This window comes from Peribacillus cavernae, assembly GCF_003989135.1.
GTDB lineage: Bacteria > Bacillota > Bacilli > Bacillales > DSM-1321 > Peribacillus > Peribacillus cavernae.
In genome coordinates this window covers 45,748-71,140 of record NZ_RYZZ01000005.1, presented here as the reverse complement: position 1 = coordinate 71,140, position 25,393 = coordinate 45,748, and the positions used below count along the sequence as shown (strand labels likewise).

Sequence of the window (25,393 nt, the reverse complement as noted above, 5' to 3'; positions counted from 1 at the left end):
TGAATGAGTGAAAAGAAAAATACTTTCTTATCTAACAGCATTATTACCTTAACCAGACAGGTTGTAAGTATTGTGATAGGGATACTTTTGCTCCTTATTATAGCGAATGCGCTTGGGCCATGCGGGCAGGGGAAATATACATTAATCACTTACCTGCCGCTTATGCTTATGACATTTCTAAACCTGGGTTTAAATACATCTACCATATATTTTGTTAGTAAAAAGGAACTAGAACTTAAAGAGGCTTTCGTTACCAGTATACTATCAGCGGTCTTTCTTGCCCTTATTAGTGTGGGAATAGGAATCCTCGCTGTACTCATTATGGGAGACAGTGAATTTTCAGCCATAGATTCCAGTTTGCTTTATCTAAGCCTTTTTGCTTTACCTTTCATGTTTCTAATGATTTTTTTACAAACAATCTTCCAGGGGATCCAAAATTTTAAATTGTTTAATTCTGTTCTTGTTGTACAGCAATTTGGTACTCTGTTTTCCCTGGTTATACTCCTATTTATCTTTAACTTAGAGTTGGAGGGTGCCATACTCTCATTTATTTTGGGTTATTTTTTATCTGTTCTCTACAGTATTATCATGCTGTTTAGAGTGTACAAAATGGATTTCTCATTGCGCTATTTTTCGTGGAAATACCTTAAGATGGCAATCTCATACGGACTTAAAGCACATATAAGTAATATCATGACGTTCTTAAATTATCGGTTAGGGGTATTGTTAATAGGAATGTTTCTTTCAGATGCTTCTGTAGGGATTTATACAGTAGCGGTTAACCTCGGAGAAAAAATATCGATATTTTCACAGTCGTTCTCGCAAGTCTTGCTGCCGAGAATTGCTTCATCCAACCTTGAAGAAGACCGTAATAAATTAACAGCGCTAGTCTGCCGGTTAATGATGTTGTTTATTTTGTGTGTGGGTATTGCCATATACTTTTTTTCAGACTTGATTTTTTCTGTATTTAGAGAAGAGTATAGTGCCAGTTCCCTTATATTACAATTGCTTTTGCCCGGACTTACCGTTCTGGCAGTAGAAAAAATTTTATCCAATGATTTAGCTGGCAGAGGGCGGCCAGACCTAAATATGTATGTGTCATTCGTCAATGTAGGATTAAACGTTGTGCTTAACTTACTGTTAATACCTGAATTTGGTGTACAAGGAGCGGCTGTTGCTTCTTCTCTTACTTATATTGTCAGTTTTATTATTAAAGTCATTATCTACAAGAATGTTACAAAGCAGCCAATTAAAGAATTTTTGCTTATTAAAGGCTCAGATATTAAAATGATATTGGACTTAGCGAAAAAGATGAAAAGAAAACCTGCTTAAATAAAATGTAGTTGAGGTGTCAAGCGATGTCTATTTTGATTACCGGGGGAGCCGGATTCATAGGTACGTTTACAAAAAATGTATTAAAAGAGCATGGGTATAAAGTGATTCTTGTCGATAACTATGTAACCGGAGATAAAAACAATATTAAAAACGATGATATTCTGGTTGAGAAAGATATCAGGGATGAAGGGTTATACGAGGAGTTGAAAGACTATCAAATTGATTCGATTATCCACCTTGCTGCTCAAACCAGTGTACCGGTTTCGGTAGATGACCCAGTCTATGATGTGAGTGAAAATATTGAGGGAACCGTAAAAATGCTGCAGCTGGCCAATCGTCTATATGTTAAAAAGTTTATATTTGCATCTTCTGCAGCCGTTTATGGAGAAAACCCTTCTTGCCCATTGAGGGAGACGGAAGTTTTAGCACCGACTTCGCCATATGGATTATCTAAAATGACCGGGGAACAATATGTACAACTGTTATGCAAGCAATATGGGATCGAAGCAACAATCCTCCGTTATGCCAATGTGTTCGGCCCCAAGCAGTCTAATGATGGCGAAGGAGGAGTCATTAAAATTTTCATAGATAAACTAATCAAAAACGAAAGGCTTCAGATCTATGGTGACGGTGGACAAACAAGAGACTTTATCTATGTTGAGGACATCGCTTCTGCCCATTTGGCAGCATTAAATCATTCTGGCGGCGTATATAATGTCAGTACGAATACCGAAATATCAGTAAATGAATTAGTCGATGTGTTAACAAAATTATCGAATGACTCTATTTCTAAACAGTATACCGAGCCGCGGAAAGGAGACATCTACCGCAGTTGTCTCGACAATAGCCAAATTACAAAAGCTCTTTCTTGGAGACCTGGGTACTCCTTTGAAGAAGGGCTGAAAAAAACATATGATGCCTTTATTGAGAAGTAGAACCATTGAATGTTAACGGGAATGCAATATTTACATTATTAACTTATAATAAGTTTCGTGTAAGATAATCCTGTAATTAAGAGAAAAAACATGAAAGCAAAGGTGAAAGACATGATTCGTTTTGCAATCGTAGGATGTGGTCACATTGCCAAAAAACATGCAGAAGCAATTATGAATAGTGAAGGTGCCTCATTAATCGCGGTAGGTGATACGATTGAAGAAAAAATGAAGCCTTTTATAGAAGAATTTAATATTAAGGGATATACAAGCCTCGACGAGCTGCTCGCAGATCCGGAGGTAGATGTGATCAACATTTGCACTCCAAGCGGTTATCATGCAAATATAGCTGTACAGGCAGCTGAAGCTAAAAAGCATATCGTTGTTGAGAAGCCAATTGCACTAACAATTGAAGATACAGATAGAATTATTAACGCGTGCAACGAAAATGATGTAAAATTGGCTGTGGTTCATCCTAATCGATTCCGTCCTGCGCTTATTAAATTGAAGAATTTAATGACAGAAGGACGGTTCGGCAAGTTAAGCCATGCTAATGCGACAGTCCGTTGGAACAGAAACCAGGCTTATTATGAACAGGCTCCATGGAGAGGAACAAAATCATTAGATGGCGGTGTCCTCATGAACCAGGCTATCCACAACCTAGACCTGTTAGTTTGGTTAATGGGTGATGTTGAGGAAGTCTTTAGTATGGATGCAACACGCCTTCGGGATATTGAAGCGGAAGACGTATCCGCAGGAGTCGTTCGCTTTAAAAATGGTGCGTTAGGTGTCGTGGAAGCGGCTGTAACCATTTATCCCAAAAACTTTGAAGAGTCTATAAGCATCTTTGGGGAACAAGGCACAATTAAGATCGGCGGACAAAATGCAAACTTTATAGAGCATCTTGTTATGGAAGGTTTTACAGAAGAAGATGTGGAGGCATTAAAAGCTGAAATTAAGGATGATCCGTTTGGGAAACCAGGTCATCAAGCCATTATGGAAGATATGGTCTTGGCCATTAAAGAAGAAAGAGAACCGGTTGTAACAGGTGAAGATGGTAAAAGGGCCCTGCAGCTCGTCATATCTCTGTATGAATCTGCAGCATCCCGGCAACCTATAATAATAGGTTAAGAAAGAATAGGAGAAAAGAGGATAACCTGATGACTATAAATAGTGAACTTAATCAAACAGCAAAAGAACTATTAAATAAAATTGAAAGCAGACAAGCGACCATTGGAGTTGTAGGTCTTGGGTATGTTGGTCTCCCGCTAGCTGTAGAAAAGGCTAAAGCTGGTTATAAAGTAATTGGCTTCGATGTTCAGCAAAGCCGTGTAGACCAAGTGAATGAAGGGATTAACTATATTGGTGATGTTGTTGATGCGGAGTTGGCTGAAATCACTGAGTCAGGCCAATTGATTGCGACTACGGATTATTTATTAATTAAAGATGTTGATGCGGTAACTATTTGTGTACCAACACCGCTTGATAAGTATCAACAACCGGATACTTCTTATGTAGAAAGCTCAGGAAGAGAGATTGCAAAACATCTTCATAAAGGAATGCTTGTTGTATTAGAAAGTACAACATATCCTGGAACAACAGAAGAAGTATTAAAACCAATCCTGGAAAGCACCGGCTTAAAAGCGGGAACTGATTTCTTCCTTGCTTATTCACCTGAGCGGGTTGATCCGGGCAATAAGCAGTATAATACAAAAAATACACCGAAAGTAGTTGGCGGAATTACCCCTGCTTGTACAGATATCGCAGCCGTTCTTTATAAGAACGTCCTCGAAGGCGATGTACACCAGGTGTCTAGCCCGGCTGTAGCAGAAATGGAAAAGATTCTTGAAAACACATTCCGCCATATCAATATTGCATTAGCAAATGAAATGGCTATTCTATGTAACAGAATGGGGCTTGATGTATGGGAGGTAATTGATGCAGCGGCAACAAAACCTTACGGATTTATGCCGTTTTATCCCGGTCCTGGACTGGGCGGACACTGTATCCCTATCGATCCGTTCTATTTAACTTGGAAAGCCCGAGAATATAACTACCACACACGCTTAATTGAGCTTGCAGGAGAAATTAACAATGGAATGCCTGAATTCGTGGTTAATAAAGCAATGTACAGCTTAAATAGCGAAGGTATTGCATTGCGCGGTTCCAAAATTGCGGTATTGGGTGTAGCATACAAAAAGGATATTGATGATGTAAGGGAATCTCCTGCACTTCCGATTATTGAAATGCTTATTAAAGAAGGAGCCAATCTTACAATCTGCGATCCGCATGTTAAATCATTTAAAGTGGATGGGAAAGTATTGGAAACTTCCGCCCTTACTAAAGAAGTTCTTAATGAAGCAGACTTAATCTTAATCACGACAGATCATAGCGAATTTGATTACGAATTAATTAGCAGGGGCAATAAAGTGGTCTTCGATACGAGAAATGCCATGAAGAACTACACAAAACCAGAAAAATACGTAAAACTGTAAAACAATAGTGGGTCATCGAGTAGCATAGGAGACACTCTTCTATGCTGCTTATTCTTATACAGGTTAAGGTGATGTTATGAAATTTTTAACCGTAATCGGCGCTAGGCCACAATTTATCAAAGCAGCTCCTGTTTCAAGAGAATTAAGAAGCTTACATAAAGAAATCTATGTTCATACAGGCCAACACTATGACAAAAATATGAGTGATATCTTTTTTGAAGAATTGAATATCCCAAAGCCGAATTATCATTTAAATGTTGGATCTTCCTCTCACGGTAAGCAGACTGCATCCATGCTCGATGGCATTGAGCAAATAATTGTGGACGAAAAACCGGATTACCTGATGGTATACGGTGATACGAATTCCACACTAGCAGGAGCGCTCGCTGCCGCAAAACTTCATATCCCTGTTATTCACGTAGAGGCAGGTTTGAGAAGCTTTAACAAAAAGATGCCTGAAGAAGTAAATCGGATTATGACAGACCATATCTCTGAGTATTTATTCTGTCCAACTGACACGGCCGTGAAGAATCTTCATAATGAAAACATTCACGAAAAGGTTATAAACGTAGGGGATGTTATGTTTGACGCTGTCAGCTACAATAGGGCATTGTCTGAAGAGAAGTCTGATATCTTAAACAAGTTTGGGCTGGAAAAGGATTCTTATTATTTGATTACGATCCACCGCGCGGAAAATACTGATAATGAAACTAATATTAAAAATATATTGAGTGCATTTTCTCAGATTGAAGGGAAAAAAGTGTGGCCTATTCACCCGCGGACAAAGCAAATTCTGAGCAACATGGGCATTGATTTAGCATCAATACCTGGACTTCAGGTAATAGACCCTGTCGGTTATTTAGATATTTTAGCTTTAGAAGGCAACGCCAAAAAGATATTAACCGATTCTGGCGGTATGCAAAAAGAAGCATACTTCCTGCAAATACCTTGTATAACCCTGCGTGAACAGACCGAATGGATAGAAACACTTGAAGATAACGCCAATATCTTAGTTGGCACAGATGTTTTTAATATTATGGATGCTGTGCAAAAAAATGTAACCCCGTCTTATAAGGACTATTTTGGCAACGGTTTTGCTTCCAAAAAAATACTGGAGCATTTTTAATAATGGGGTTGATATAAGATGAGAATTACATTTTTAAGCGAGAACTTCCCGCCTGAAACGGGTGCTCCGCAAATTAGACTGTATGAGGTCAGTAAAGAACTGATTAATAGAGGGTACCAGGTAGAAGTGCTTACAGCGTTTCCCCACCACCCGAATGGGATTATCCCAGATGTGTACCGGGGGAAATTCTATCAATTTGAATACTATGAAGGAATCCCTGTTCATAGATCGTGGATTTACCCAAGTCCAAAAGGGAGCTTTTGGAAAAGGCTATTTTCTTACTTTTCCTTCACTTTCAGTGCCTTTTATTCAGTATTGAAGGCCAAAAAAACCGATGTTATTATTTGTATCTCACCACCGTTATTTCTGGGGATAACAGGTTATTTCGCGTCAAAAATGAAGAAAGCCAAATTTGTTTTTAATGTTGCTGATGTCTGGCCTGAATCTGCAGTTGAACTGGGTATTGTCACTAATAAACGTTTCATAAAAATGGCTGAAATTCTTGAGCAATGGCTTTATAAACGTTCTTGGAAAATTGCTGGTGCAACCGATGGGATCGGGCAATATATGGTTAAACAAGGAAAAAAGCAAGAGGATGTATTTCTGCTTCCTAATGGGGTAAACACAGAAACCTTTGCCCCCAAGGCACCTGATCAAAGATGGATCGATCGATTAGGTTTTCAAGACCATATGGTTTTCACATTTGCAGGCAGGATTGGTTATGCCCAGGGACTAGACTCTGTACTGAAGGCCGCGAAAATCCTCGAGATGGAAGATATTAAAGCGAAGTTTTTAATAATTGGTGAGGGACCAGAAAAAGAAAATTTAATTGCATTGAAAGAAAAGTTGAATCTCAAAAACCTTGTTTTTCATGATGCAGTTCCTGTTTCTGAAATGCCAACTGTCTTTTCCTTTACTAATTTCTCCGTTGTTTCGTTAAAAAACATTGAATTATTTAAAGGGGCTCGTCCTTCTAAGATCTTCCCTGCTCTTTCAAGCGGTGTTCCTGTGGTGTATTGTGGAGAAGGTGAAAGTGCAGAGCTTATCGAGAATAATCATTGTGGTGTACTTGCCAAACCCGAAGATCCCGATTCCATAGCTGAAGCATTTAAAAAGTGTGTTTCGATGAATGAAAATGAATATCATGAGCTCTCTTCTGCCGGACGTGAGTGGGTTGAAAGAGAATACTCTTGGAAACTTATCGTGGATGATCTATTAAAAAATATTAATCATTAACTTTTCTTAAAGAGGCAGTGAAAAAATGAAAATTTGTCATATTACCTCTGTACATTCAGCAAATGACACAAGGATATTTATTAAAGAAAGCCAATCTCTGAGTAAAGCAGGCCATGATGTATACTATGTAGTCCCAAACACTGAAGAAACTGTCCGAAATGATATCAAGATCCTAAACGTAATCTCCGACATAAACGGACAACTGGACAGGATGCGGAATACAACCAAAAAGGTATATCAAAAAGCATTGGAAGTTGATGCGGATGTGTACCATTTTCACGATCCTGAATTGATTCCAATTGGACTTAAACTTAAGTCACATGGGAAAAAAGTGATTTATGATGTCCATGAAGATGTACCAGAACAAATATTATCTAAGGAATGGATTCCTAAGCCAATGCGGAAAACGATTTCAAAAGCGATAAAACGCTACGAGAAATATGCGTCAGGAAAATTTGATGCTATAGTAGCCGCGACACCCCATATCGCAAACCGTTTTCAAACATACAACCAACGGACAGTAACCCTTCATAATTATCCTTTGCTAGATGAACTGGCAGCTGATAGCAGCCATGTGAGTGATTCTTCCAAAAATAATTCCATTTATATTGGGGGGATATATATACTCCGTGGAATTAAAGAAATGGTACAATCTGTGGAGAAGGTAAACGAGGATTTTGATTGCAAGCTGACACTGGCAGGTGAATTTGCCCCAAAAAGCCTTGAAGCGGAAGTACGTGGGATGAGTGGATTTAAGTTTACCGACTATCTTGGATTCTTAGACCGAAAGCAGGTAAAAAAAATACTATCAGAAGCAAACATGGGACTTGTATTACTGCATCCTGAACCGAGATTTACCGTTTCTATGCCTATCAAAATGTTTGAATACATGTCAGCTGGTCTACCAGTTATTGCTTCTAACTTTCCGCTATGGAAGGAAATTATCGAACAAAATCAATGCGGGTTATGTGTCGATCCGTTAAACATTGGAGAAATCTCAGAAGCAATAAAATGGATTCTTTCAAATCCAGAAGAAGCCAGAATAATGGGCGAAAACGGACGAAACGCGGTTACATCTATTTATAATTGGGAAAATGAAAGTGAAAAATTAATTCAACTTTATCAATCATTATAACAATTACATTTGAAAAGAGGTTTTTTATCGTGAAAGTGGCAATGTTAGATTTGACCGAACAATATCAAGGCTTACGTGATGAAATGCTAAAAGCTTTAGATGATGTTATGTCAAAGGCTCATTTTATTCTGGGCGATAATGTTAAGAAGTTAGAAAGCGATGTAGCAAAATACAGTAACGTAAATCATGGCATTGGTGTTGCCAACGGCAGTGATGCAATACATATTGCTTTACAGGCTTCCGGAGTGGGACCTGGTGATGAAGTAATCGTTCCAGCTTTTACTTTCTTTGCAACCGCTGGAGCAGTCGCAAGGGCGGGTGCAACTCCTGTATACGCCGATATTGATCCACGGACGTTTAATATTGACCCCGCCAGTATTGAAAAAGCGGTAACGGATAAAACAAAAGCGATTGTTTTAGTTCATCTATATGGCCAGATGGCTGATATGGACGCTATTGCAGCAGTTGCCAAAAAACACAATCTTGCAGTTATTGAAGATGCGGCACAAGCGATCGGTGCTAAATATAAAGGCAAAACTGTTGGTGAATTAGGAACCGCCGCAACTTACAGTTTCTTCCCAACCAAAAACCTTGGAGCGTATGGAGACGGCGGTATGATCGTGACAAATGATACTGAGCTGGCAGAAAAAATGCGCGTAATCCGTGTTCATGGCAGCAAACCCAAATATCATCACCATGTATTAGGGTATAACAGCCGTTTGGACGAGCTTCAGGCTGCGGTTCTTAATGTGAAGTTTCCTCATTTAGATACTTGGATCAAGCTGCGCAGGGAGAAAGCAAATACTTATACACAACTGTTGAATGAAGCCCTCAAAGATAACGTAGTAACTCCATTCATTGAGGAGCATAATGAGCATGTGTTCCATCAATATACAATAAGAGTTCAAAGAAGAGATGAGCTGCAAGCTTTCTTAAAAGAGCATGGAGTAGCGACAATGATTTATTATCCCAAGCCATTACACTTACAGCCAGTATTTGAAGAATTAGGCTATAAAGAGGGCGACCTTCCTGAAACAGAAAAAGCATGTGCGGAAGCGATTTCCTTACCAATGTATCCAGAATTAAAGCAAGAACAACAGGAATATGTTGTGAAGAAAATTGCTGAGTTCTATAACAAATAAGAAGGGAGATTATCTTTCATGGAGCCTTCTGTAAAAGGAAATAACGCTGTAATAGGAAAGAATGTAACCTTTGGAGAAAACGTAACAATTGGACATAATGTCATTATTTATGATGGCACGGTAATAGGTGATTATGTGATGATTCAGGACAATGTTGTGATTGGCAAACAACCAGCCAGAGCAAAAAATTCAATTCTTCCCGATGTAAAAACCTTACCGCCTGCCAACATTGGATCTGGTTGTACCATAGGGACATCGTCCATTGTCTATGCGAATGCGGATATTGGAAATGATGTGTTTATTGCAGATTTAGCTACTGTTAGAGAGCGGGTTACAATCGGTGAAAAAACAATTGTAGGGCGTGGAGTAGCGGTTGAAAACGATTGTGAAATTGGGCAAAAGTGTAAGCTTGAAACAAACTGCTATATTACTGCTTACTCCAAACTTGGTGATTCAGTATTTGTTGCACCGGGTGTTGTAACCACGAATGATAATTATATGGCACGCTCGAAGGAACGATACGATAAGTTTAAAGGAATTACCATTAAAGATGGCGGAAGAATCGGCGCTAACTCAACAGTTTTACCAGGTAAAACGATTGGAGAAGATGGAGCAGTCGGTGCTGGCAGTATTGTAACAAAAGATGTCCAAAAAGAACAACTTGTAGTCGGCACTCCTGCAAGGGTACTTCGCCAGGTCCCTGAGACACAATTACTGAGGAATCAATAAAAACGAAGACAGGAGGATGAATAATTCATCCTCCTATTTTAAGATATAAAAATGTTTATGTATTTTTTAAAAGGAGAAAGATCATGGGAAATGTACTGCCAATGAAATTTATACAACAGATGTTCGTGGCGCTCATTTTATCGATTGCACTAGGATGGGGTGTAGTATATCACTTCGATGCTGTAATCGTATCTATCAGCTTACTTGCAGCAGGGATATTGCTCCTATTGGTCCCTTTTGCCTTTAAACAATTGATAAAAAGGTATTCTCTTGGCAAACCAATTATTTACCTTTTTGTTTTTTCTTCCTTTTTAGGGCCTGGAATAATAAGTTTTAGAGTCGGTCCAATTTCTCTTTTTCCTTACAGGATATTACTGCCGGTTGCCATGCTTGCGGCACTTTACTATTGGTTATTTAAAAAAGAAGAACATTCCATTATAAACAGGCAGCCAGTAAAGCCTGTACTGCTCTTTTTATTAGGCTGGTTGTGTTTTGGATTTATAAGTTTACTTTGGGCTGAATCACTAATAGACGGAATCAAAGAATTGGTGTTTTTGGGCCTGGGAATATTTCTGATTCTTCTTTTTACAACATTTTTCAATCATCGAAAAGATTATACAATAGTCTTATACATATGGCTTACAGCTTTATTATTCATCATTGTGCTTGGATTTTGGAACCATTTTACGAAACAGGCTTTACCAGTTTCGAGGATGTATGATGCGCCCCTTTATATACGCGGCAGACCGACAGCTGTATTTAAGAACGAAAATGACCTTGCAAGCTTTCTTGCATTGAGTGTCTTTTTACTTCTGCCATTCCTGCATTATAGCAAAAGGTGGATGCTGAAATTAATTGCAGTTTTCATGCTGCTGTCAAGCTTATATTTAATTAACCTGACTTTGTCGAGGGCAAATTTGCTTGCGGTAATAATAGGTGCTTTATTCTGGTTTCTCTTTTTTACAACAAAAAAAGAAAAACAATACACCTTGTATGCAGTTGCTGTGGTTGGTATAGTAGGAATGGTCTTATTTGCAGACAGATTCTTAATTCTATTCAATGATGTCTTTCAAACGATACTTAGCCTATTTCAGCCCTCTCAAAATCCTTCCGATTCAAACGATATTAGGGTAAATTTAATTAAGAATGCCTTGCTTTTTCTTTCGAATACCTTTGGTTTTGGTATCGGGGCAGGCAATATCGAACATTTTATAAATTCTCATGCAAAATATTCTACAATGGGAACCTTAAACCTCCACAATTGGTGGATTGAGATTCTAGTTCAATATGGGTTTATTGCTTTTGCAGGATATGTGATTACTTACATATGGATGATTGTAACCTTATTGAAACTATTTTTTAAATCAACGAACAATCAAGACCGCTCATTATCGGAAGCATTATGTACAACGATTGTTGTTTTCTCTCTAGCGAGCATCAGCCCAAGCTCTATTATGACATTAAATTATTCATGGGTTCTTTGGGCTTTTGCAATAGGTTATATCAACTTTCGTTATAAAAATGATTTAAAACAAAAACCAGAAGGAGCTATATAGAATGTATAACTCATTCAAGCAATATTTACACAACATTAGAAGACGCGGAAAAAAAATATTATGGTTACTAATCCTATTGCCTATTTTAACAGCGGGAATTGCCTATTTTCTTTCAGCAAATACCCCGACTTCTTATAAAACGAGCAGTACTATAAAGTTAGGTAATTTTCAGAATACACAAGGATTCACAGACCCTGCCTACTTAAGTAATGAGATCCCATCAGAACCTTATTTAACAAGCTTAAATAATAAATATGATTTGGATATTAACCCAGAACAACTCAGCAGCAGCCTTACAGTGACAGAAGGTGCGGTGAAAAAAACAATTGTCTTTTCTTTAGATGGCAGAAACAGCGCCGATCTAGAAAAAACTTTAGACAAAATAACAAGTGCCTTTCTCAGTGAAGGAACAACGGTATATAAGGAAAAACAAAATTTGCAAATTGAGAGTTTCGAAAAGTTAGACAAAATTCCACCGGAACACCCTGGATATGCTACTGCTCAAAAAGAATTACTTGAAATAGGAAAGGAACGGGCTGATTCAAAGAACTCCTATTTATTAGAAGAAGTTTCATCGTCTCCAGTAAGCTTAATTTCACCTGCGAACAAAGCGTTTCTGGGTTTCCTGTTAGGATTATTTTTAAGTCTAACTATATTGGTCGTGCCTGAAATTTTCAGGAAATAATAATAAAAGCACTTCCTGTCTTTGCATGACAAGAAGTGCTTTTTTCAATCCTTTGTTGAAGTATTATCATCGGTGCTTTCGCTCCGGGAGCCCCGGCTGGAGAGGAGGCTTTGGAACCGGATTTTAAAAAATTCCTTATTCAGGTGAACTGCTGCTGTTTTCACTATTTAAGTCTACTTTTTCTCCACGTAATGCCTGTTTCATAATATCGCCGTTTTGCTGAATCGATTCTTCATCAGGAATAAAATAGGACGCACCGTTTATTGTTTCATTTGTTCCTTCAATCTGAATATTTTGTACTTCCGTGTTTTTTAACTTTGAGTAAAGCCGAACGAAGTTAACGACTTTTGAAGGTCGAATATTCGTTTTGACATTTTCGCCGAGATCATCCATTAAATCGTCAACTTTCGTTATTGAGCCAAAGGAAGTTCCTTTATCAATAATGGCTTTAATTACTTGCTGCTGTCTCTCATTTCTTCCTGCATCGCCCTTAGGGTCACTTTTCCTCATTCGAACGAAAGCAAGAGCCTCGTTACCATTTAACTCCATTGGTCCCTTATTGAAGGTTTTATACCTATGAGAGCCGGTTAACTGGCCTCTAAAAGTAAACGGAACGTCAACTTTAACACCGCCCAAAGTGTCCACAATATCCTCAAAGCCTTCAAAGTTTGTTGTTACAAAATAATCCACAGGAACATCCATCATCTCTTCAACGATCGGGATCGTGCTTTCAATTCCGCCTTCATAGCCATAGGTATGGTTGATTTTCGTGTTATAACCCTTTTCTGGAACGTACACCCTGGAGTCTCTGGGTATACTCATCATAAAAACTTGTTCAGTCTTGGGGTTTACAGTTATAAGTAAAAGAACATCCGCTCTTCCTTTACTGCCATCTTGATTTTCGATTCCAGCAAGGAGGATGGAAAAAGGCTCTTTTGAAATTTTCACTTCTTCATCCCGGTGTCCCGGAAAGTATTCCTGATATATATTATTCGAGATATTTTTCGAGCTATTAATAACATCGTATGCAAAATATCCGCAGCCCCCAATTAATAATAAAAGGACTGTAAGGAAGGAAACTTTTAAACCCCTATTTTTCTTCCTTTTCCTCGTTCTTATTATCCGAGTTTTTGGCATTAGTTTATTCCTCACTTTTATAGGTTGAATTAAGATGTCAAAAAATCCATACAATTAAAAATCGAATCAACTTAATAATTGTAAGGGAAATCAATATTGAAGTAAATGATATATACTTAGAAAACTAGTAGTCATTTTCCAAATAAACCATATCTCCCTCGATAATGACAGCCTGCCCATTTGTCATTTCCGTCATCCAGTCGATGAACTTCTGTTTCTGGCTTTCTGCCGCATATGTCTGGATGATTACGTTATCGAGGTATTCGATTTCTTTCATGGCATATACCGAGGAACGGAGCTCATTTTCAAGCTTCCCGAGCCAGGTATAATCTATCTTCGTATGCATGACACGCATCAGCTTACGTTCGACGATGCCAGCTGCATTGATTCCTTCTGAGGCAGCTTTTCCATAAGCGCGGATCAGGCCGCCTGCTCCAAGCTTGGTACCGCCGAAATAACGGGTGATGACGACTGCTGTATCCTTGAGCCCTTTTTTCTTAATGACCTCCAAAATGGGAACCCCGGCCGTACCGCTTGGCTCGCCATCATCATTTGCCTTCTGGATCTGGTCATGTTCACCGATCATATAAGCTGAGCAATTATGGGTAGCATCACGATGTTTCTTTTTAATGGATGCGATAAAGCCCTGCGCTTCTTCTTCTGTTTCTGTACGGGCCACGTGAGCGATGAACCGGGACTTTTGGATAATGACTTCATGCCCGCCGTCTCCCTTGACTGTCAAATAACTTGGAAGCATCGTGAACCCCCTCTGCAACCGCGAAGGATTGCTGCTTTCTAATAGTAGACAAATTGCCTAACGGCTATCTTTTAAGGGAAAAGTCACCCTAGATATAAATGAAATATCGGGTATACTCAACTTTCGTAACAAAACAGTAAGGTGCTGTAAAATAATCTTAATATAAAATAACCACCTTCATGCTATAATTGGTACTGTTCTTGGTGTATTTAGAACTATTTTATAATGGTAACATATGCTTAAAAGAATATTTTTTATAAGAAATGCTTGTATTTTTCCCTGTGTTGATACGCTAAAGACCATTATTGCAGGGTTTATGAGGGTTTGGCAAGCCTTTCTCAAAGTATCCGTATCGTTTTTGCGGGAAGAAGAAGCTTTCCGCCGTTTGCTTAAGAGATATGTTTTGTTTAGGATAGTAGTATACTAGCTAATTAACTATTTAAATCAATGTTTTTGCAGCCTGGCGTCAAGAAACTTTTCTTGCCTAACTATTTGCTGCATATAACGCGGGAAAACCTTTTACCTGCAATCTGATATATAAATTGGTGTAAAGTCAGCTGTAAGCACGGGAGTCCTGTCCAGATCCATAGCATACATAAGCTGGCGGCCCTTGGTGCTCCTTACAAACCAACAATCTATGAAAACATACTATATTCATGACTCCTGTTGGATCAAAACGGAGGAATCTGTATGGCCATTAAAAAAGTAGATGCAAAGGCCCTGGACGCTATTTTAGAAACGATGGTGAGCACGGTTGGCGAAAGTAAGTATGAAATCTTTGAAATTGAAGAGCAATGCCGCCGTGACTATGAAGAATTAACAGAAGAACTGGAAGAGATCAGGATAAAAGTTGCCATCATTATTGATGAAGGAGATGCCCTTGAAGTAAAAGGGCGCTTTGCCAGAAAGAGATTATCTGAAGTGAGTATGCATTTCAATCAATTCTCTGAAGCCCAGGTCCGTGTTGCTTATGAAAGAGCTCACAATCTGCAGATCGACCTGCAGATGAATCGCCAGTCTGAAAAACAATTGAGGATGCGCCGGGATGATCTGGAAAGAAGATTAAGGGGACTGCTGCAGACGATTGACCGGGCTGAGAATCTTGTTTCGCAAATATCAGTCGTTTTAAATTACCTGACAAGTGATTTTAGGCAGGTGGGCGAGGTTCTTGAAGATGCGAGACGCAAACAGGACTTTGGCTTGAAAATCATCGAAGCCCAGGAGGAGGAAAGAAAGAAGCTCTCCAGGGAAATCCACGACGGGCCAGCCCAGATGCTGGCAAATGTGATGATGCGTTCCGATTTGATAGAACGGGTGTACCGCGAGCGTGGCGCAAACAAAGCTCTGGATGAAATTCGCAGCCTGAAAACAATGGTCCGAAATGCCTTATATGAGGTGCGCAGAATAATTTACGACCTGCGCCCTATGGCACTAGATGACTTAGGCCTGATTCCGACCCTCAAAAAATATCTGCAAACGACCGAAGAATATAATAGCGGCGTGCATCTCAGCTTCACGAATCTTGGCGAGGAAAAAAGGCTGCCCTCCGAAATGGAGGTTGCACTGTTCCGGCTCGTTCAGGAAGCTGTGCAAAATGCCCTAAAACATGCGAATCCGGAGCATATACAGGTCAAATTAACTATGATGAAGGAAATGATTACAGTCACGGTAAAAGACAACGGAAAAGGCTTTGATTCTACTATGGAAAAGGAAGGATCATTCGGCCTGATGGGGATGAAAGAAAGAGTCGAACTCCTTGATGGAGAAATGACAATCGATTCCCATCCCGGGGCTGGTACGCTGGTGTTTATTCAAGTACCATTTAAGGAATAATGGATTAGTTCTAAAAACTAAAAATCGGGATACTAGAGAAGTTAGGGGGCGGACTCGTTGAAAACAAGTATCATCATTATCGATGACCATCAACTTTTTCGCGAAGGCGTAAAACGGATTTTGGAGTTCGAATCATCTTTTGAAGTCGCCGCAGAAGGCGATGATGGAAGCGAGGCAATGGACCTTGTTGAACAATATAACCCGGATGTCGTCATCATGGACATCAACATGCCGAACATTAACGGTGTCGAAGCTACTAAAATGCTGGTAGAACGTTATCCGGAAACGAAAGTAATCATCCTGTCGATTCATGATGACGAAAATTATGTACAGCATGCATTAAAAACCGGTGCCTCAGGCTATCTATTAAAAGAAATGGATGCGGACGCACTGATTGAAGCTGTGAAAGTTGTCGCTGACGGAGGCTCCTACCTGCATCCGAAAGTGACACACAACCTCGTCCGGGAATACCGCAGATTGGCGGCCGATGAAAAGACGGGCGGCGATGCACAGCATACGCCAGAAATCAGAAGGCCGCTGCACTTACTGACACGCCGTGAATGTGAAGTGCTTCAACTGCTGGCAGACGGAAAAAGCAACCGCGGCATCGGCGAATCCTTATACATTAGCGAAAAAACAGTGAAAAACCATGTCAGCAACATCCTGCAAAAAATGAACGTAAACGACCGCACCCAGGCCGTCGTGCTTGCAATCAAAAATGGCTGGGTTGAAGTCAAATAATCATAAAAGGAGAGAGCCTCACATTTTTATTGCGAGACTCTCTCTTTTTTTAAAAAAAATATGGAGAGATTAATATGGCAAAGGCATATACATCGATTAATTAGCTAATCAATTTTGGATATATGCCCGATATCTGAAATGTAGCGTATTTTAAAAAATATGAGTAGCTGCTTTATGAAATGGCTTGTCATAAACTAATTAATGCAAATTGGAGTATTTTCATATAGACTGTGTATCTAGGTGATACTCTAAATAAGGATGGTTTTACTTTATGAAAACGGCAGTCGTAATAGATAGTACTGCATATATACCTAAGGAAGTTCGCGAAAAGTATCATATACATATGATTCCTCTCAATGTGATCATCGGAAATGAGGCATACCGGGAAGAAATCGATTTAACAGCAGATGATTTTTATGAAGAGATAAAAAAAGCGGACAAGCTGCCGACCACTTCGCAACCGTCGATCGGCCAGTTTGCTGAATTGTTTGAGGAGCTGTCAAAGGAGTATGATGCAGTCATCTCTGTCCATTTATCGAGCGGCATAAGCGGCACATATATGGGTGCGATTTCGGCAGGGGAGATGGTCGAAGAACTTGAAGTGTATGCGTTCGACTCGGAAATTAGCTGTATGGTCCAAGGTTTTTACGCCATCGAAGCCGCCCAAATGGCACTGGACGGAAAAGAGCCTGCGGAAATCATTACGAGGCTTGATGAAATGAAGAAAACTATACAGGCATATTTCATGGTAGATGACCTTTCCAACTTGCAGAGAGGTGGACGCCTTAGCAGCGCCCAGGCCCTGATCGGAAGCCTTCTCCAGGTTAAACCGCTGCTTCAATTTGAAAATAAAGTGATTGTCCCATTCGAAAAAATCCGCACCCGCAAAAAAGCGATGAAACGCATCGTTGAATTGCTCACTAAAGCAACTGTAGGCGACGGTCAGTATAAAGCAGTCATCATCCACGCCAAACGGGAAGAAGAAGCCAGGCAATGGAGAGATGAAATACAAGCGGGCTTATCTAACGTAGAATTTGATATCGGCTATTTCGGACCCGTTATCGGCACCCATCTCGGTGAAGGCGCGATGGGGTTGGGATGGTATAAGGTTAAGTAGTTTTACAGCGCTCTGCCATTGTGGTGGAGCGTTTTTTATTGCGCATTAATGAACAGTAAGGCTCCACTTTAAGATTTGGAAGAGACTTCAAATCCTGAATGGGGGGACTCTAAGAGGAATGAAGACTAAATACGCGACGTCCTGTTCTGTCGCAACGTCTTCATTAGCACATCCTGTGCGCCGAAATTCCCGATTTGTTCAACTAATCTTCAGTGGGGGAAAGAAAACCCCACTGATGGAAGTTTTACTTTGTTGAAATCTTTCAGATCTTTATGAGTTGGTTGAATTTATTGCGGGTTTGGTTGAATTCACTTCATAATCGGTTGAATTATATATGAGTTTCGTTGAATTACACTTCCGTTTGGTTGAAATCTTCCGGAACTTTATGAGTCGGTTGAATCCTTATCGGGTTTGGTTGAAAACACTTCGTAATCGGTTGAATTATATATGAGTTTCGTTGAATTACACTCAAGTTTGGTTGAAATCTTCCGGGTCTTTATGAATTGATTGAATTCTTATCGGGTTTGGTTGAAAACACTTCGTAATCGGTTGAATTCTTAACGTGTTTCGTTGAATTACAGCCTTGTTTGGATGATCATTTCCAAATTTAGCTGAAAAATTTAAAAAAGCAGCTCAGAAATGCGTGAAGGAGTTGGCATACTCTTTATAGAATATCTAGTAAAAGGAAAGGAAGTGATTATTTAAATTCCCAGCTTGAAAGTGGTATCCTGAAAAACTTTACAAAGGAGGTTCTTACCCTGTCTCTATTAAAAAATGTTTTCTCCCCCCAGAATTATTCACCTGTTTTCGATTCTACTGTTTCTGCACCGATCAACCCTTCCTATTCGTTTTCTACCGAACTCCAGCAGTTCCAGTATGGTCGCTTATTACTTCCCGAAGAAATTCCCTTTGAAGAAGAACTATTAGATGAACATCTCCAAAGCGGCTATATTTCCACCACTACCGGGATTAGAAAGATAGATGGTCAATACGAGTGTACACGATGTGGTAATAGTGAACCTTCGCTTTTTTACCGTTTTCCCTGCAGCCGCTGCGGGCAAAAATGCGCCTATTGCCGAGCGTGTATCATGATGGGAAGGGTCAGCGAATGCAGCCTGCTTTATTCCTGGAACGGCCCAGGCTTTGATTTTAACGTTCTTGAAGATGTAATGGCCTGGGGAGGCACTCTGTCAGAAGGCCAGAGGACAGCCTCAGAAAGGGTGGTTTCCGCTATTCACGATAATGAAGAGCTGCTTGTCTGGGCGGTATGTGGCGCCGGTAAAACGGAGGTGCTGTTTAAAGGGATTGAAGCTGCCCTGCTGTCAGGAAAAAGAGTCTGCATTGCCACACCGCGTACAGATGTTGTTCTCGAGCTTGCTCCGCGCTTGAAAAAAGCCTTTCCGAAAATTGAGGTGGGTGCCCTTTATGGCGGCAGCGAGGATCGGCATGTCGTGGCTTCTCTCATAGTCACCACTACTCATCAGCTTTTCCGATTCCAAAACGCTTTCGATACCATCATCATTGATGAAGTAGACGCCTTTCCTTATTCTATGGATAGGTCGCTTCAATTCGCTGTTACAAAAGCAAAAAAGGCTATTTCCGCTACGATTTATTTAACCGCAACTCCTTCTAAAAGAATGCAGCATGCCCATGAAAGTGGCAAGCTTCAAGCTGTCACCATTCCCGCACGCTTTCATCGTCAGCCAATTCCGGTGCCACTCATGAAATGGTGTGGCAACTGGAAAAAACAATTCGAGAAAAAAACCATTCCACCTGTCATTACAGATTGGATACAGGAGCGAACCCAACTCCAAATCCCGATATTATTATTTTTCCCGAGTATTAAAGTGATGGACCTAGCCCTCCCTTTATTTCAAAACCTAAACAGTGGATTGCAGTCCGTCCACTCACAGGATGCCGAGCGAAAAGAAAAGGTGATTTCACTCAGGGAAGGACTGCTCCCGGGTTTATTGACAACAACGATTTTGGAGCGCGGTGTCACAATTTCGAAGCTAGATGTGGCGGTAATTGGCGCGGAACATACAGTTTTCAGTGAAAGTGCTCTTGTCCAGATCGCAGGCCGGGTGGGCAGGAGCGCAAATGATCCCACGGGCAATGTTACTTTTTTTCATTATGGAAAGAGCAGCGACATGGTAGAGGCTATCAGGCATATTCAGAATATGAATGAAGAAGCAGGGAAGCGAGGGCTTCTTGATGTTTAAGCGGAGAAATTGCATCATTTGCGATGAGGAAATTCAATCTCCTTTTACCTGGAAAAGCATATGGACGGGCACGGAGGATGAGAAGGTTTGTGAAGATTGCAATGGCAAGCTTTCGTTGATTACCGGTGAAGCATGTCAGTATTGTTCGCGGGTTCTCCATGATAAATATCGACAGGGTCCGCTTTGTTTGGATTGTGTCAGGTGGGAGAATGACAAAGAATGGAGCGGGTATTTGGAGAAGAATACCTCTATTTTCCACTATAATGATTTTTTAAAAGAAGTAATCGCCAAATTTAAATATCGCGGTGATTATGCGCTTGCCGAGGTGTTCGCTCCATTCGTTAAGGAAAAATTGCGGGATGACCATTTTGATTTAGTGATCCCTATCCCTCTTAGCGATGAACGGTTAAAAGAGCGCGGGTTCAATCAGGCCGAAGCAATAGCCGCAACAGCGACTTTGGAAACCTTTGATGCCTTATTGCGTATCCATACTGAAAAGCAATCGAAGAAATCAAGAAAAGAGCGGATCAGCCTGGCTCAAGTTTTCCAGGTGAAAGATACAAAATTAGTTGACGGAAAAAAGATCCTCTTAATTGATGACATTTATACTACAGGTTCCACCTTGAGACATGCGGCCAAAGCACTTAAACAATCAGGTGCAACAGAAATCACCTCCTTGACACTTGCACGCTAATTTTCAAAATAACCCTTCATTTCCTCTGCTCTATGTTCGATATAATGACTATAAGAGGGGGAATAGCAAATGGAATTAACCAACTGTCCGAATTGCGATGCACTGTTCGCGAAAACAAAATTCCGTGATGTGTGCGATGCTTGTTATAAAGAAGAAGAAAAGAAATTCGACACAGTTTACCAATATATCAGGAAACGGGAAAACCGGATGGCGATGATATCGCAGGTTGTCGAGGCAACCGGTGTCGATGAGAGTTTAATCATTAAATTTGTGAAAACTGGGAAACTACGGACCTCGCAATTCCCAAACCTTGGAGTACTATGCGAGCAATGCGGAACCCTTACCCGCGAAGGCAGATTATGCAATAGTTGTAGCACAAGCCTGCGTTCTGAGTTAAATTTGCATGAACAGGAAGAAGCACGCCGCCGCGAAATTGAAATAAAGGAAAAAAGGACTACGTATTTTACGCATAAAAGCTAGCTGTCTTAGGGAATGGTGAGGCAGATAAAACAATTGAAGGATGTAATGCAGCAGATTATTGTTTTGCAAAAAACCGTTTGGTAATATAAGGTACAATAGTTTCGTTGTGACTCATCAAAAAACCTAGTGTATAGTCTAAGAATTTAGCCTTTCGCTTAAATGTGAACAGTTTTCGCTTGATTATCTTTTTTTTCGCTTAAATCATGGTTGTTATCGCTTAATTATCGATATTTTCGCTTAAATGAAGAGCTTTCGCGGTAATCACACCTCTTCAGATGAATAATTAGTTTTAAAAGTAATAGATTTATATTGGTATGCATCATATCATTCAAGTGAATTCGAAGAAACAGAGAAAAAGACCTATGAACTTACTTGAAAAAGTCAAATAAAAAAGCTGTATGGGTATTCCATACTTTTTTTCATGCACATTGAACATCCATAAATGTTCAGCCATACTCCGAAATAGTATAAAAGCCCCTGCATCGACAAATTTCATGCAAAACTTGTTAATTAAAAAAATTACCTAAAAATAAAAGTAATTGATTCACAACCGATATAATAAACAGTGAAGGTCATTCGGTCGAAAGAGAGGGTTGCAAAATGAAAATTAATAACATTGGTTCTTCAGGGGTTAACCCTTACAATCGCCAATACAACAAAGTTGAAAATACGAAAGCGGTCGAAAAGAAAACTGATAAGCTTGAAATTTCCTCAACCGCAAAAGAACTGCAGCAGTCGCAAATTCCTGCACAACGGCAGGCCAAGGTCGACGAATTGAAGATCCAGCTTGAGAACGGCAACTATAAAGTGAATTCGCGCGAAACAGCCAAAAGCATTATCGATTTTTATTTTAAAAAATAATTGAAAGAACGGGCGGTTATCCAAAAAGGAGTAACCGTCCATTCATATGGTACCGAACCAGGAGGGGGTAACGGAATGCCCGCCGAACAAATACGTATTTCACTTGAAAAACTGCTCACACTTCATAAAAGCCTCAATGGACTAGCAAACAGAAAAACGGAAATCGTCAAGCAAGGAGACACCGAAGCCCTCAACCAGCTGCTGATGGACGAGCAAGCACATATAAAAGCGATCGAGACGACGGAAAAAGAAAGGCAAAAAGCTGTAACAGCCTTCTTGCTAAACAAAGGTCAGCAAGCAGATCCATCGTCGATTACAAGAGTCATAGAATTATCATCACCAACTGACGCGGAAGCTTTAAATAGATTGAAAGATGAACTTATCGAAGAAGCAGGGAAATTAAAAGAGCAAAATTTGTTAAATCAGCAGTTGGTCTATCAATCACTGCAATTCGTCAACATCACATTGGACATGCTACGGCCGCAAAACCAGCCGTTCAACTACGAGAAACCTGCCCGGCAGAAGCAGCAAGGCTCGAACAGTATGTTTGATTCAAGAGCTTAGGCAATAAAAAATAAACGCTTTGCTAGAGCTCGGATTCATAGTCCAATCCTTTTGCGGAAACTATCGGGGCAAACAGGAGGCGCTAACATTTTTCGAACGGAGGAACTAGTATGCGTTCAACCTTCATGGGACTAGAGACAGCACGGCGCGGGATGTTTACCCAGCAAAGTGCTTTATATACGACGGGACATAATATTTCCAATGCAAATACACCGGGATATTCGCGGCAGCGGGTTAATTTTACCCAAACAACTCCGTACCCTACAATCGGCATGAACAGCCCTTACCTTCCCGGCCAAACGGGAACAGGTGTCGAAGCCGGGTCGGTACAGCGAATCAGGGAAAGCTTCCTGGACACGCAATATCGTAATGAAAATAACAAAATTGGTTATTATGGAACACTTAGCGAATCTCTGACGAAGATGGAAGAGATTATGAATGAGCCTACCGACAGCGGTTTGCATGCAACATTGGAGAAGTTTTGGAAATCCTTGCAGGACCTTTCGAGCCATACAGAAAACTCCGGTGCCCGTGATGTGGTGGCAGCATCCGGACAAATGGTGGCGGATACACTCAATTATTACTATAACTCGCTTAACCGGGTGCAGGATGATATCGGCAGTGAAATAGACGTAAAAACAAAAGAGATCAATGCGCTTGTTTCGCAAATCAACAACATTAACAAGCAGATTGCTAAAGTCGAGCCGCATGGGTATCTGCCAAACGATCTCTACGATGAAAGAGATTTGCTAGTCGATAACTTGTCTTCTTTAATCAATGTAAAAGTAACAAATGTGATCCCTGCAGAATATGGAAACGTCAAATCAATGGCCGAGGGGTTATATAATATCGAAGTTGTCCAGGAAGATGGAACTTCTTATGACCCGCCCAGAAATCTGATATCAGTTGATAAAACTACTGGAAGTATCGGAACGAATGAACTTGAAGTAGTAAAAGCTGATGGAGTAGTAACAGAAGTAAAACTCCAAAATGGCCCTCCTATACCAGGAATAAATTTTTCCGGCCAACTGGCTGGATTAATCGAAAGCTACGGCTACAAATCAACAGATGGAAATAAGGGGCATTTCCCTGCGATGATCGACAACCTGAATAAAATGACCGAAGCGTTTGCAAATGAGTTTAATTACGTTCATAGCCAGGGATACTCACTTGGAGGAACAGGAAAATCAGGATTGCCGTTTTTTTCATTCACAACAGGGAACGCTGCAAAAACGATAGCGATGAATCAAGCAATACTTGATAAGCCGGAACTTATTGCTGCAGGATTGAGCAGCGGAGCCTCAGGAGATAATGGCAATGCGCAAATTTTGGCTGATTTGAAAAAAAGAAATTTTACTGCTTATGAATCTGTCGGCAAACCGATTCCGGGCAGTAACCCAACGAAAAATTTTGTACTGCCAGATGGTTTAACCGGAAATTTAGACTCTTTCTATTCAGGCATCATTGGCAAGCTCGGTGTCGACTCTCAAAGTGCTCAGAAAAACAACAGCAACTCAGCCATTTTAGCTGATTCAGTCAATAAAAGTCGTGAATCCGTAAGCGCCGTTTCCCTGGATGAAGAAATGACGAACATGATCAAATTCCAGCATGCCTATAATGCCTCGGCAAGAAATATCACAGTGATTGATGAGATGCTAGATAAAATCATTAACGGCATGGGCGTTGTCGGACGATAAGGAGTGAAATGAATGCGTGTTACGCAATCGATGCTATCAAATAACATGCTCCGCAACCTGAGCAACAGCTATAACAGAATGGGGAAGCTCCAGGACCAGTTATCCACCCAGAAAAAATTCACCAAGCCATCTGATGATCCGGTATCGGCAATGATGGGGATGAACTACCGTACCGATCTAAATCGTATTGAACAATACACACGGAACATCGGCGAAGTGAAAAACTGGGTCGACAGCACCGATGATGCACTGGATAAAGGCATACTTGCCCTACAGCGTATCCGCGAACTGACCGTCCAAGCCAATAACGGCACACTGGAAGGCGATCAGCGAAAGAGCATTGCCGAAGAGATCAAACAATTAAAAGAACATCTGCAGGATATCGGCGATACACAAGTGGGTGGACAATATATTTTTAACGGCCAGAAAACCAATGTCCGGCCGTCAGAAAGCGGAGTCTTCGATTCTGGTGAGATTAATCTTGAAGTATTCTCCGGAATTAAAATTCAAGTGAATACATCAGGAGAGAAACTCTTTGGCGATATGCTTGGTGCTAATGGAGACATTCAACAATTAGTTACTAAACTGGAGAACAATGAATCCGGCATCGGCGATATGCTCGATACAATTGACAGCAACATCGACAATTTCCTTTCGGCCCGGGCACAAATTGGTGCCAAACAAAACAGGGTAGACCTTATGGAAGACCGACTTTCCCAGCAAGAGGTTTTCTCCACTCGCATTCTCTCTGACAACGAAGATATTGATGTTGAAAAAGTGATCATGGAATTAACAACCCAGGAAAGTGTACACCGTGCAGCACTAAGCGTCGGTTCCAGAATCATTCAACCGAGTTTAGTGGACTTTTTGAGATAAAGCTATCTTTTATGGATAGCTTTATTTTTATAGTGAGGTGAAA

Annotated in this window: 23 protein-coding genes; 21 read left to right on the top strand and 2 right to left on the bottom strand. The window is 40.3% G+C overall.

Features of this window, described 5'->3' with window-relative positions; all coding sequences use genetic code 11:
• Nucleotides 1-3: 3 nt before the first annotated feature.
• From ELQ35_RS03585 to ELQ35_RS03535, 11 genes are all read left to right on the top strand, one after another.
• Nucleotides 4-1,332, top strand: a complete 1,329-nt coding sequence (locus ELQ35_RS03585) for an oligosaccharide flippase family protein (protein ID WP_126863465.1) — start codon at nucleotides 4-6, stop codon at nucleotides 1,330-1,332.
• 26 nt (nucleotides 1,333-1,358) lie between these two features.
• Entirely contained in the window at nucleotides 1,359-2,270 is a 912-nt protein-coding gene (locus ELQ35_RS03580; RefSeq protein ID WP_126863464.1) for an NAD-dependent epimerase/dehydratase family protein, read from the top strand.
• Between the two features lie 111 nt (nucleotides 2,271-2,381).
• The gene (locus ELQ35_RS03575) at nucleotides 2,382-3,398 is read left to right on the top strand and encodes a Gfo/Idh/MocA family protein (protein WP_126863641.1); all 1,017 of its coding nucleotides are present in this window, start codon (nucleotides 2,382-2,384) and stop codon (nucleotides 3,396-3,398) included.
• A 29-nt stretch (nucleotides 3,399-3,427) separates the two neighbouring features.
• Complete coding sequence (locus tag ELQ35_RS03570; protein ID WP_126863463.1) at nucleotides 3,428-4,762, top strand: nucleotide sugar dehydrogenase; 1,335 nt, start codon at nucleotides 3,428-3,430, stop codon at nucleotides 4,760-4,762.
• A gap of 76 nt (nucleotides 4,763-4,838) precedes the next feature.
• Nucleotides 4,839-5,888, top strand: coding sequence for a non-hydrolyzing UDP-N-acetylglucosamine 2-epimerase (wecB, locus tag ELQ35_RS03565; protein WP_126863462.1), 1,050 nt, complete (start codon nucleotides 4,839-4,841; stop codon nucleotides 5,886-5,888).
• 18 nt (nucleotides 5,889-5,906) lie between these two features.
• The gene (locus ELQ35_RS03560) at nucleotides 5,907-7,124 is read left to right on the top strand and encodes a glycosyltransferase family 4 protein (RefSeq protein WP_126863461.1); all 1,218 of its coding nucleotides are present in this window, start codon (nucleotides 5,907-5,909) and stop codon (nucleotides 7,122-7,124) included.
• A gap of 25 nt (nucleotides 7,125-7,149) precedes the next feature.
• Complete coding sequence (locus ELQ35_RS03555; protein WP_126863460.1) at nucleotides 7,150-8,259, top strand: glycosyltransferase family 4 protein; 1,110 nt, start codon at nucleotides 7,150-7,152, stop codon at nucleotides 8,257-8,259.
• Between the two features lie 29 nt (nucleotides 8,260-8,288).
• Nucleotides 8,289-9,401, top strand: a complete 1,113-nt coding sequence (locus tag ELQ35_RS03550; RefSeq protein WP_126863459.1) for a DegT/DnrJ/EryC1/StrS family aminotransferase — start codon at nucleotides 8,289-8,291, stop codon at nucleotides 9,399-9,401.
• A gap of 18 nt (nucleotides 9,402-9,419) precedes the next feature.
• On the top strand, nucleotides 9,420-10,130 hold the full coding sequence (locus ELQ35_RS03545) for an acyltransferase (protein WP_126863458.1): 711 nt from the start codon (nucleotides 9,420-9,422) through the stop codon (nucleotides 10,128-10,130).
• 83 nt (nucleotides 10,131-10,213) lie between these two features.
• Nucleotides 10,214-11,686 carry an O-antigen ligase family protein gene (locus tag ELQ35_RS03540; RefSeq protein ID WP_126863457.1) on the top strand — a complete coding sequence of 491 codons (1,473 nt, stop codon included), beginning with the start codon at nucleotides 10,214-10,216 and terminating at the stop codon, nucleotides 11,684-11,686.
• A 1-nt stretch (nucleotide 11,687) separates the two neighbouring features.
• On the top strand, nucleotides 11,688-12,371 hold the full coding sequence (locus ELQ35_RS03535) for a hypothetical protein (protein ID WP_126863456.1): 684 nt from the start codon (nucleotides 11,688-11,690) through the stop codon (nucleotides 12,369-12,371).
• A gap of 135 nt (nucleotides 12,372-12,506) precedes the next feature.
• Here the strand turns inward: ELQ35_RS03535 and ELQ35_RS03530 are convergent, their stop codons facing one another.
• Both ELQ35_RS03530 and ELQ35_RS03525 read right to left on the bottom strand, forming a co-directional pair.
• Nucleotides 12,507-13,319, bottom strand: a complete 813-nt coding sequence (locus tag ELQ35_RS03530) for an LCP family protein (protein ID WP_246025957.1) — start codon at nucleotides 13,317-13,319, stop codon at nucleotides 12,507-12,509.
• A gap of 313 nt (nucleotides 13,320-13,632) precedes the next feature.
• On the bottom strand, nucleotides 13,633-14,265 hold the full coding sequence (locus ELQ35_RS03525) for a YigZ family protein (RefSeq protein ID WP_126863454.1): 633 nt from the start codon (nucleotides 14,263-14,265) through the stop codon (nucleotides 13,633-13,635).
• Nucleotides 14,266-14,955: 690 nt separating this feature from the next.
• Between ELQ35_RS03525 and ELQ35_RS03520 the strand changes: the two genes are divergently transcribed.
• The 10 genes from ELQ35_RS03520 (at nucleotide 14,956) to flgL (ending at nucleotide 25,350) form a co-directional block, all read left to right on the top strand.
• A complete protein-coding gene (locus ELQ35_RS03520) occupies nucleotides 14,956-16,098 on the top strand; it encodes a sensor histidine kinase (RefSeq protein ID WP_126863453.1) in 1,143 nt (380 codons plus the stop codon).
• Nucleotides 16,099-16,155: 57 nt separating this feature from the next.
• Entirely contained in the window at nucleotides 16,156-16,839 is a 684-nt protein-coding gene (locus tag ELQ35_RS03515) for a response regulator (RefSeq protein ID WP_126863452.1), read from the top strand.
• Nucleotides 16,840-17,110: 271 nt separating this feature from the next.
• A complete protein-coding gene (locus tag ELQ35_RS03510; protein WP_126863451.1) occupies nucleotides 17,111-17,956 on the top strand; it encodes a DegV family protein in 846 nt (281 codons plus the stop codon).
• A gap of 1,091 nt (nucleotides 17,957-19,047) precedes the next feature.
• Nucleotides 19,048-20,178: an ATP-dependent helicase ComFA gene (locus tag ELQ35_RS03505; protein WP_246025956.1), complete on the top strand. Its 1,131-nt coding sequence runs from the start codon at nucleotides 19,048-19,050 to the stop codon at nucleotides 20,176-20,178.
• Nucleotides 20,171-20,872, top strand: coding sequence for a ComF family protein (locus ELQ35_RS03500; RefSeq protein ID WP_126863449.1), 702 nt, complete (start codon nucleotides 20,171-20,173; stop codon nucleotides 20,870-20,872). The genes ELQ35_RS03505 and ELQ35_RS03500 overlap by 8 nt, the downstream gene beginning before the upstream one ends.
• A 69-nt stretch (nucleotides 20,873-20,941) precedes the next feature.
• Nucleotides 20,942-21,352, top strand: coding sequence for a TIGR03826 family flagellar region protein (locus ELQ35_RS03495; RefSeq protein ID WP_126863448.1), 411 nt, complete (start codon nucleotides 20,942-20,944; stop codon nucleotides 21,350-21,352).
• Nucleotides 21,353-21,952: 600 nt separating this feature from the next.
• Nucleotides 21,953-22,213, top strand: a complete 261-nt coding sequence (flgM, locus tag ELQ35_RS03490) for a flagellar biosynthesis anti-sigma factor FlgM (protein WP_126863447.1) — start codon at nucleotides 21,953-21,955, stop codon at nucleotides 22,211-22,213.
• 75 nt (nucleotides 22,214-22,288) lie between these two features.
• On the top strand, nucleotides 22,289-22,777 hold the full coding sequence (locus ELQ35_RS03485; RefSeq protein WP_126863446.1) for a flagellar protein FlgN: 489 nt from the start codon (nucleotides 22,289-22,291) through the stop codon (nucleotides 22,775-22,777).
• 110 nt (nucleotides 22,778-22,887) lie between these two features.
• Complete coding sequence (gene flgK / locus ELQ35_RS03480; protein WP_126863445.1) at nucleotides 22,888-24,474, top strand: flagellar hook-associated protein FlgK; 1,587 nt, start codon at nucleotides 22,888-22,890, stop codon at nucleotides 24,472-24,474.
• Nucleotides 24,475-24,486: 12 nt separating this feature from the next.
• Entirely contained in the window at nucleotides 24,487-25,350 is an 864-nt protein-coding gene (flgL, locus tag ELQ35_RS03475; RefSeq protein ID WP_126863444.1) for a flagellar hook-associated protein FlgL, read from the top strand.
• Nucleotides 25,351-25,393: the final 43 nt, after the last annotated feature.

Excerpts from the sequence above, each read along its gene's own strand:
- ELQ35_RS03585 (WP_126863465.1), top strand. The coding sequence starts at position 4 with ATGAGTGAAAAGAAAAATACTTTCTTATCTAACAGCATTATTACCTTA.
- ELQ35_RS03580 (WP_126863464.1), top strand. The coding sequence starts at position 1,359 with ATGTCTATTTTGATTACCGGGGGAGCCGGATTCATAGGTACGTTTACA.
- ELQ35_RS03575 (WP_126863641.1), top strand. The coding sequence starts at position 2,382 with ATGATTCGTTTTGCAATCGTAGGATGTGGTCACATTGCCAAAAAACAT.
- ELQ35_RS03570 (WP_126863463.1), top strand. The coding sequence starts at position 3,428 with ATGACTATAAATAGTGAACTTAATCAAACAGCAAAAGAACTATTAAAT.
- wecB (WP_126863462.1), top strand. The coding sequence starts at position 4,839 with ATGAAATTTTTAACCGTAATCGGCGCTAGGCCACAATTTATCAAAGCA.
- ELQ35_RS03560 (WP_126863461.1), top strand. The coding sequence starts at position 5,907 with ATGAGAATTACATTTTTAAGCGAGAACTTCCCGCCTGAAACGGGTGCT.
- ELQ35_RS03555 (WP_126863460.1), top strand. The coding sequence starts at position 7,150 with ATGAAAATTTGTCATATTACCTCTGTACATTCAGCAAATGACACAAGG.
- ELQ35_RS03545 (WP_126863458.1), top strand. The coding sequence starts at position 9,420 with ATGGAGCCTTCTGTAAAAGGAAATAACGCTGTAATAGGAAAGAATGTA.
- ELQ35_RS03540 (WP_126863457.1), top strand. The coding sequence starts at position 10,214 with ATGGGAAATGTACTGCCAATGAAATTTATACAACAGATGTTCGTGGCG.
- ELQ35_RS03535 (WP_126863456.1), top strand. The coding sequence starts at position 11,688 with ATGTATAACTCATTCAAGCAATATTTACACAACATTAGAAGACGCGGA.
- ELQ35_RS03525 (WP_126863454.1), bottom strand. The coding sequence starts at position 14,265 with ATGCTTCCAAGTTATTTGACAGTCAAGGGAGACGGCGGGCATGAAGTC.
- ELQ35_RS03520 (WP_126863453.1), top strand. The coding sequence starts at position 14,956 with ATGGCCATTAAAAAAGTAGATGCAAAGGCCCTGGACGCTATTTTAGAA.
- ELQ35_RS03510 (WP_126863451.1), top strand. The coding sequence starts at position 17,111 with ATGAAAACGGCAGTCGTAATAGATAGTACTGCATATATACCTAAGGAA.
- ELQ35_RS03505 (WP_246025956.1), top strand. The coding sequence starts at position 19,048 with ATGGGAAGGGTCAGCGAATGCAGCCTGCTTTATTCCTGGAACGGCCCA.
- ELQ35_RS03500 (WP_126863449.1), top strand. The coding sequence starts at position 20,171 with ATGTTTAAGCGGAGAAATTGCATCATTTGCGATGAGGAAATTCAATCT.
- ELQ35_RS03495 (WP_126863448.1), top strand. The coding sequence starts at position 20,942 with ATGGAATTAACCAACTGTCCGAATTGCGATGCACTGTTCGCGAAAACA.
- flgM (WP_126863447.1), top strand. The coding sequence starts at position 21,953 with ATGAAAATTAATAACATTGGTTCTTCAGGGGTTAACCCTTACAATCGC.
- ELQ35_RS03485 (WP_126863446.1), top strand. The coding sequence starts at position 22,289 with ATGCCCGCCGAACAAATACGTATTTCACTTGAAAAACTGCTCACACTT.
- flgK (WP_126863445.1), top strand. The coding sequence starts at position 22,888 with ATGCGTTCAACCTTCATGGGACTAGAGACAGCACGGCGCGGGATGTTT.
- flgL (WP_126863444.1), top strand. The coding sequence starts at position 24,487 with ATGCGTGTTACGCAATCGATGCTATCAAATAACATGCTCCGCAACCTG.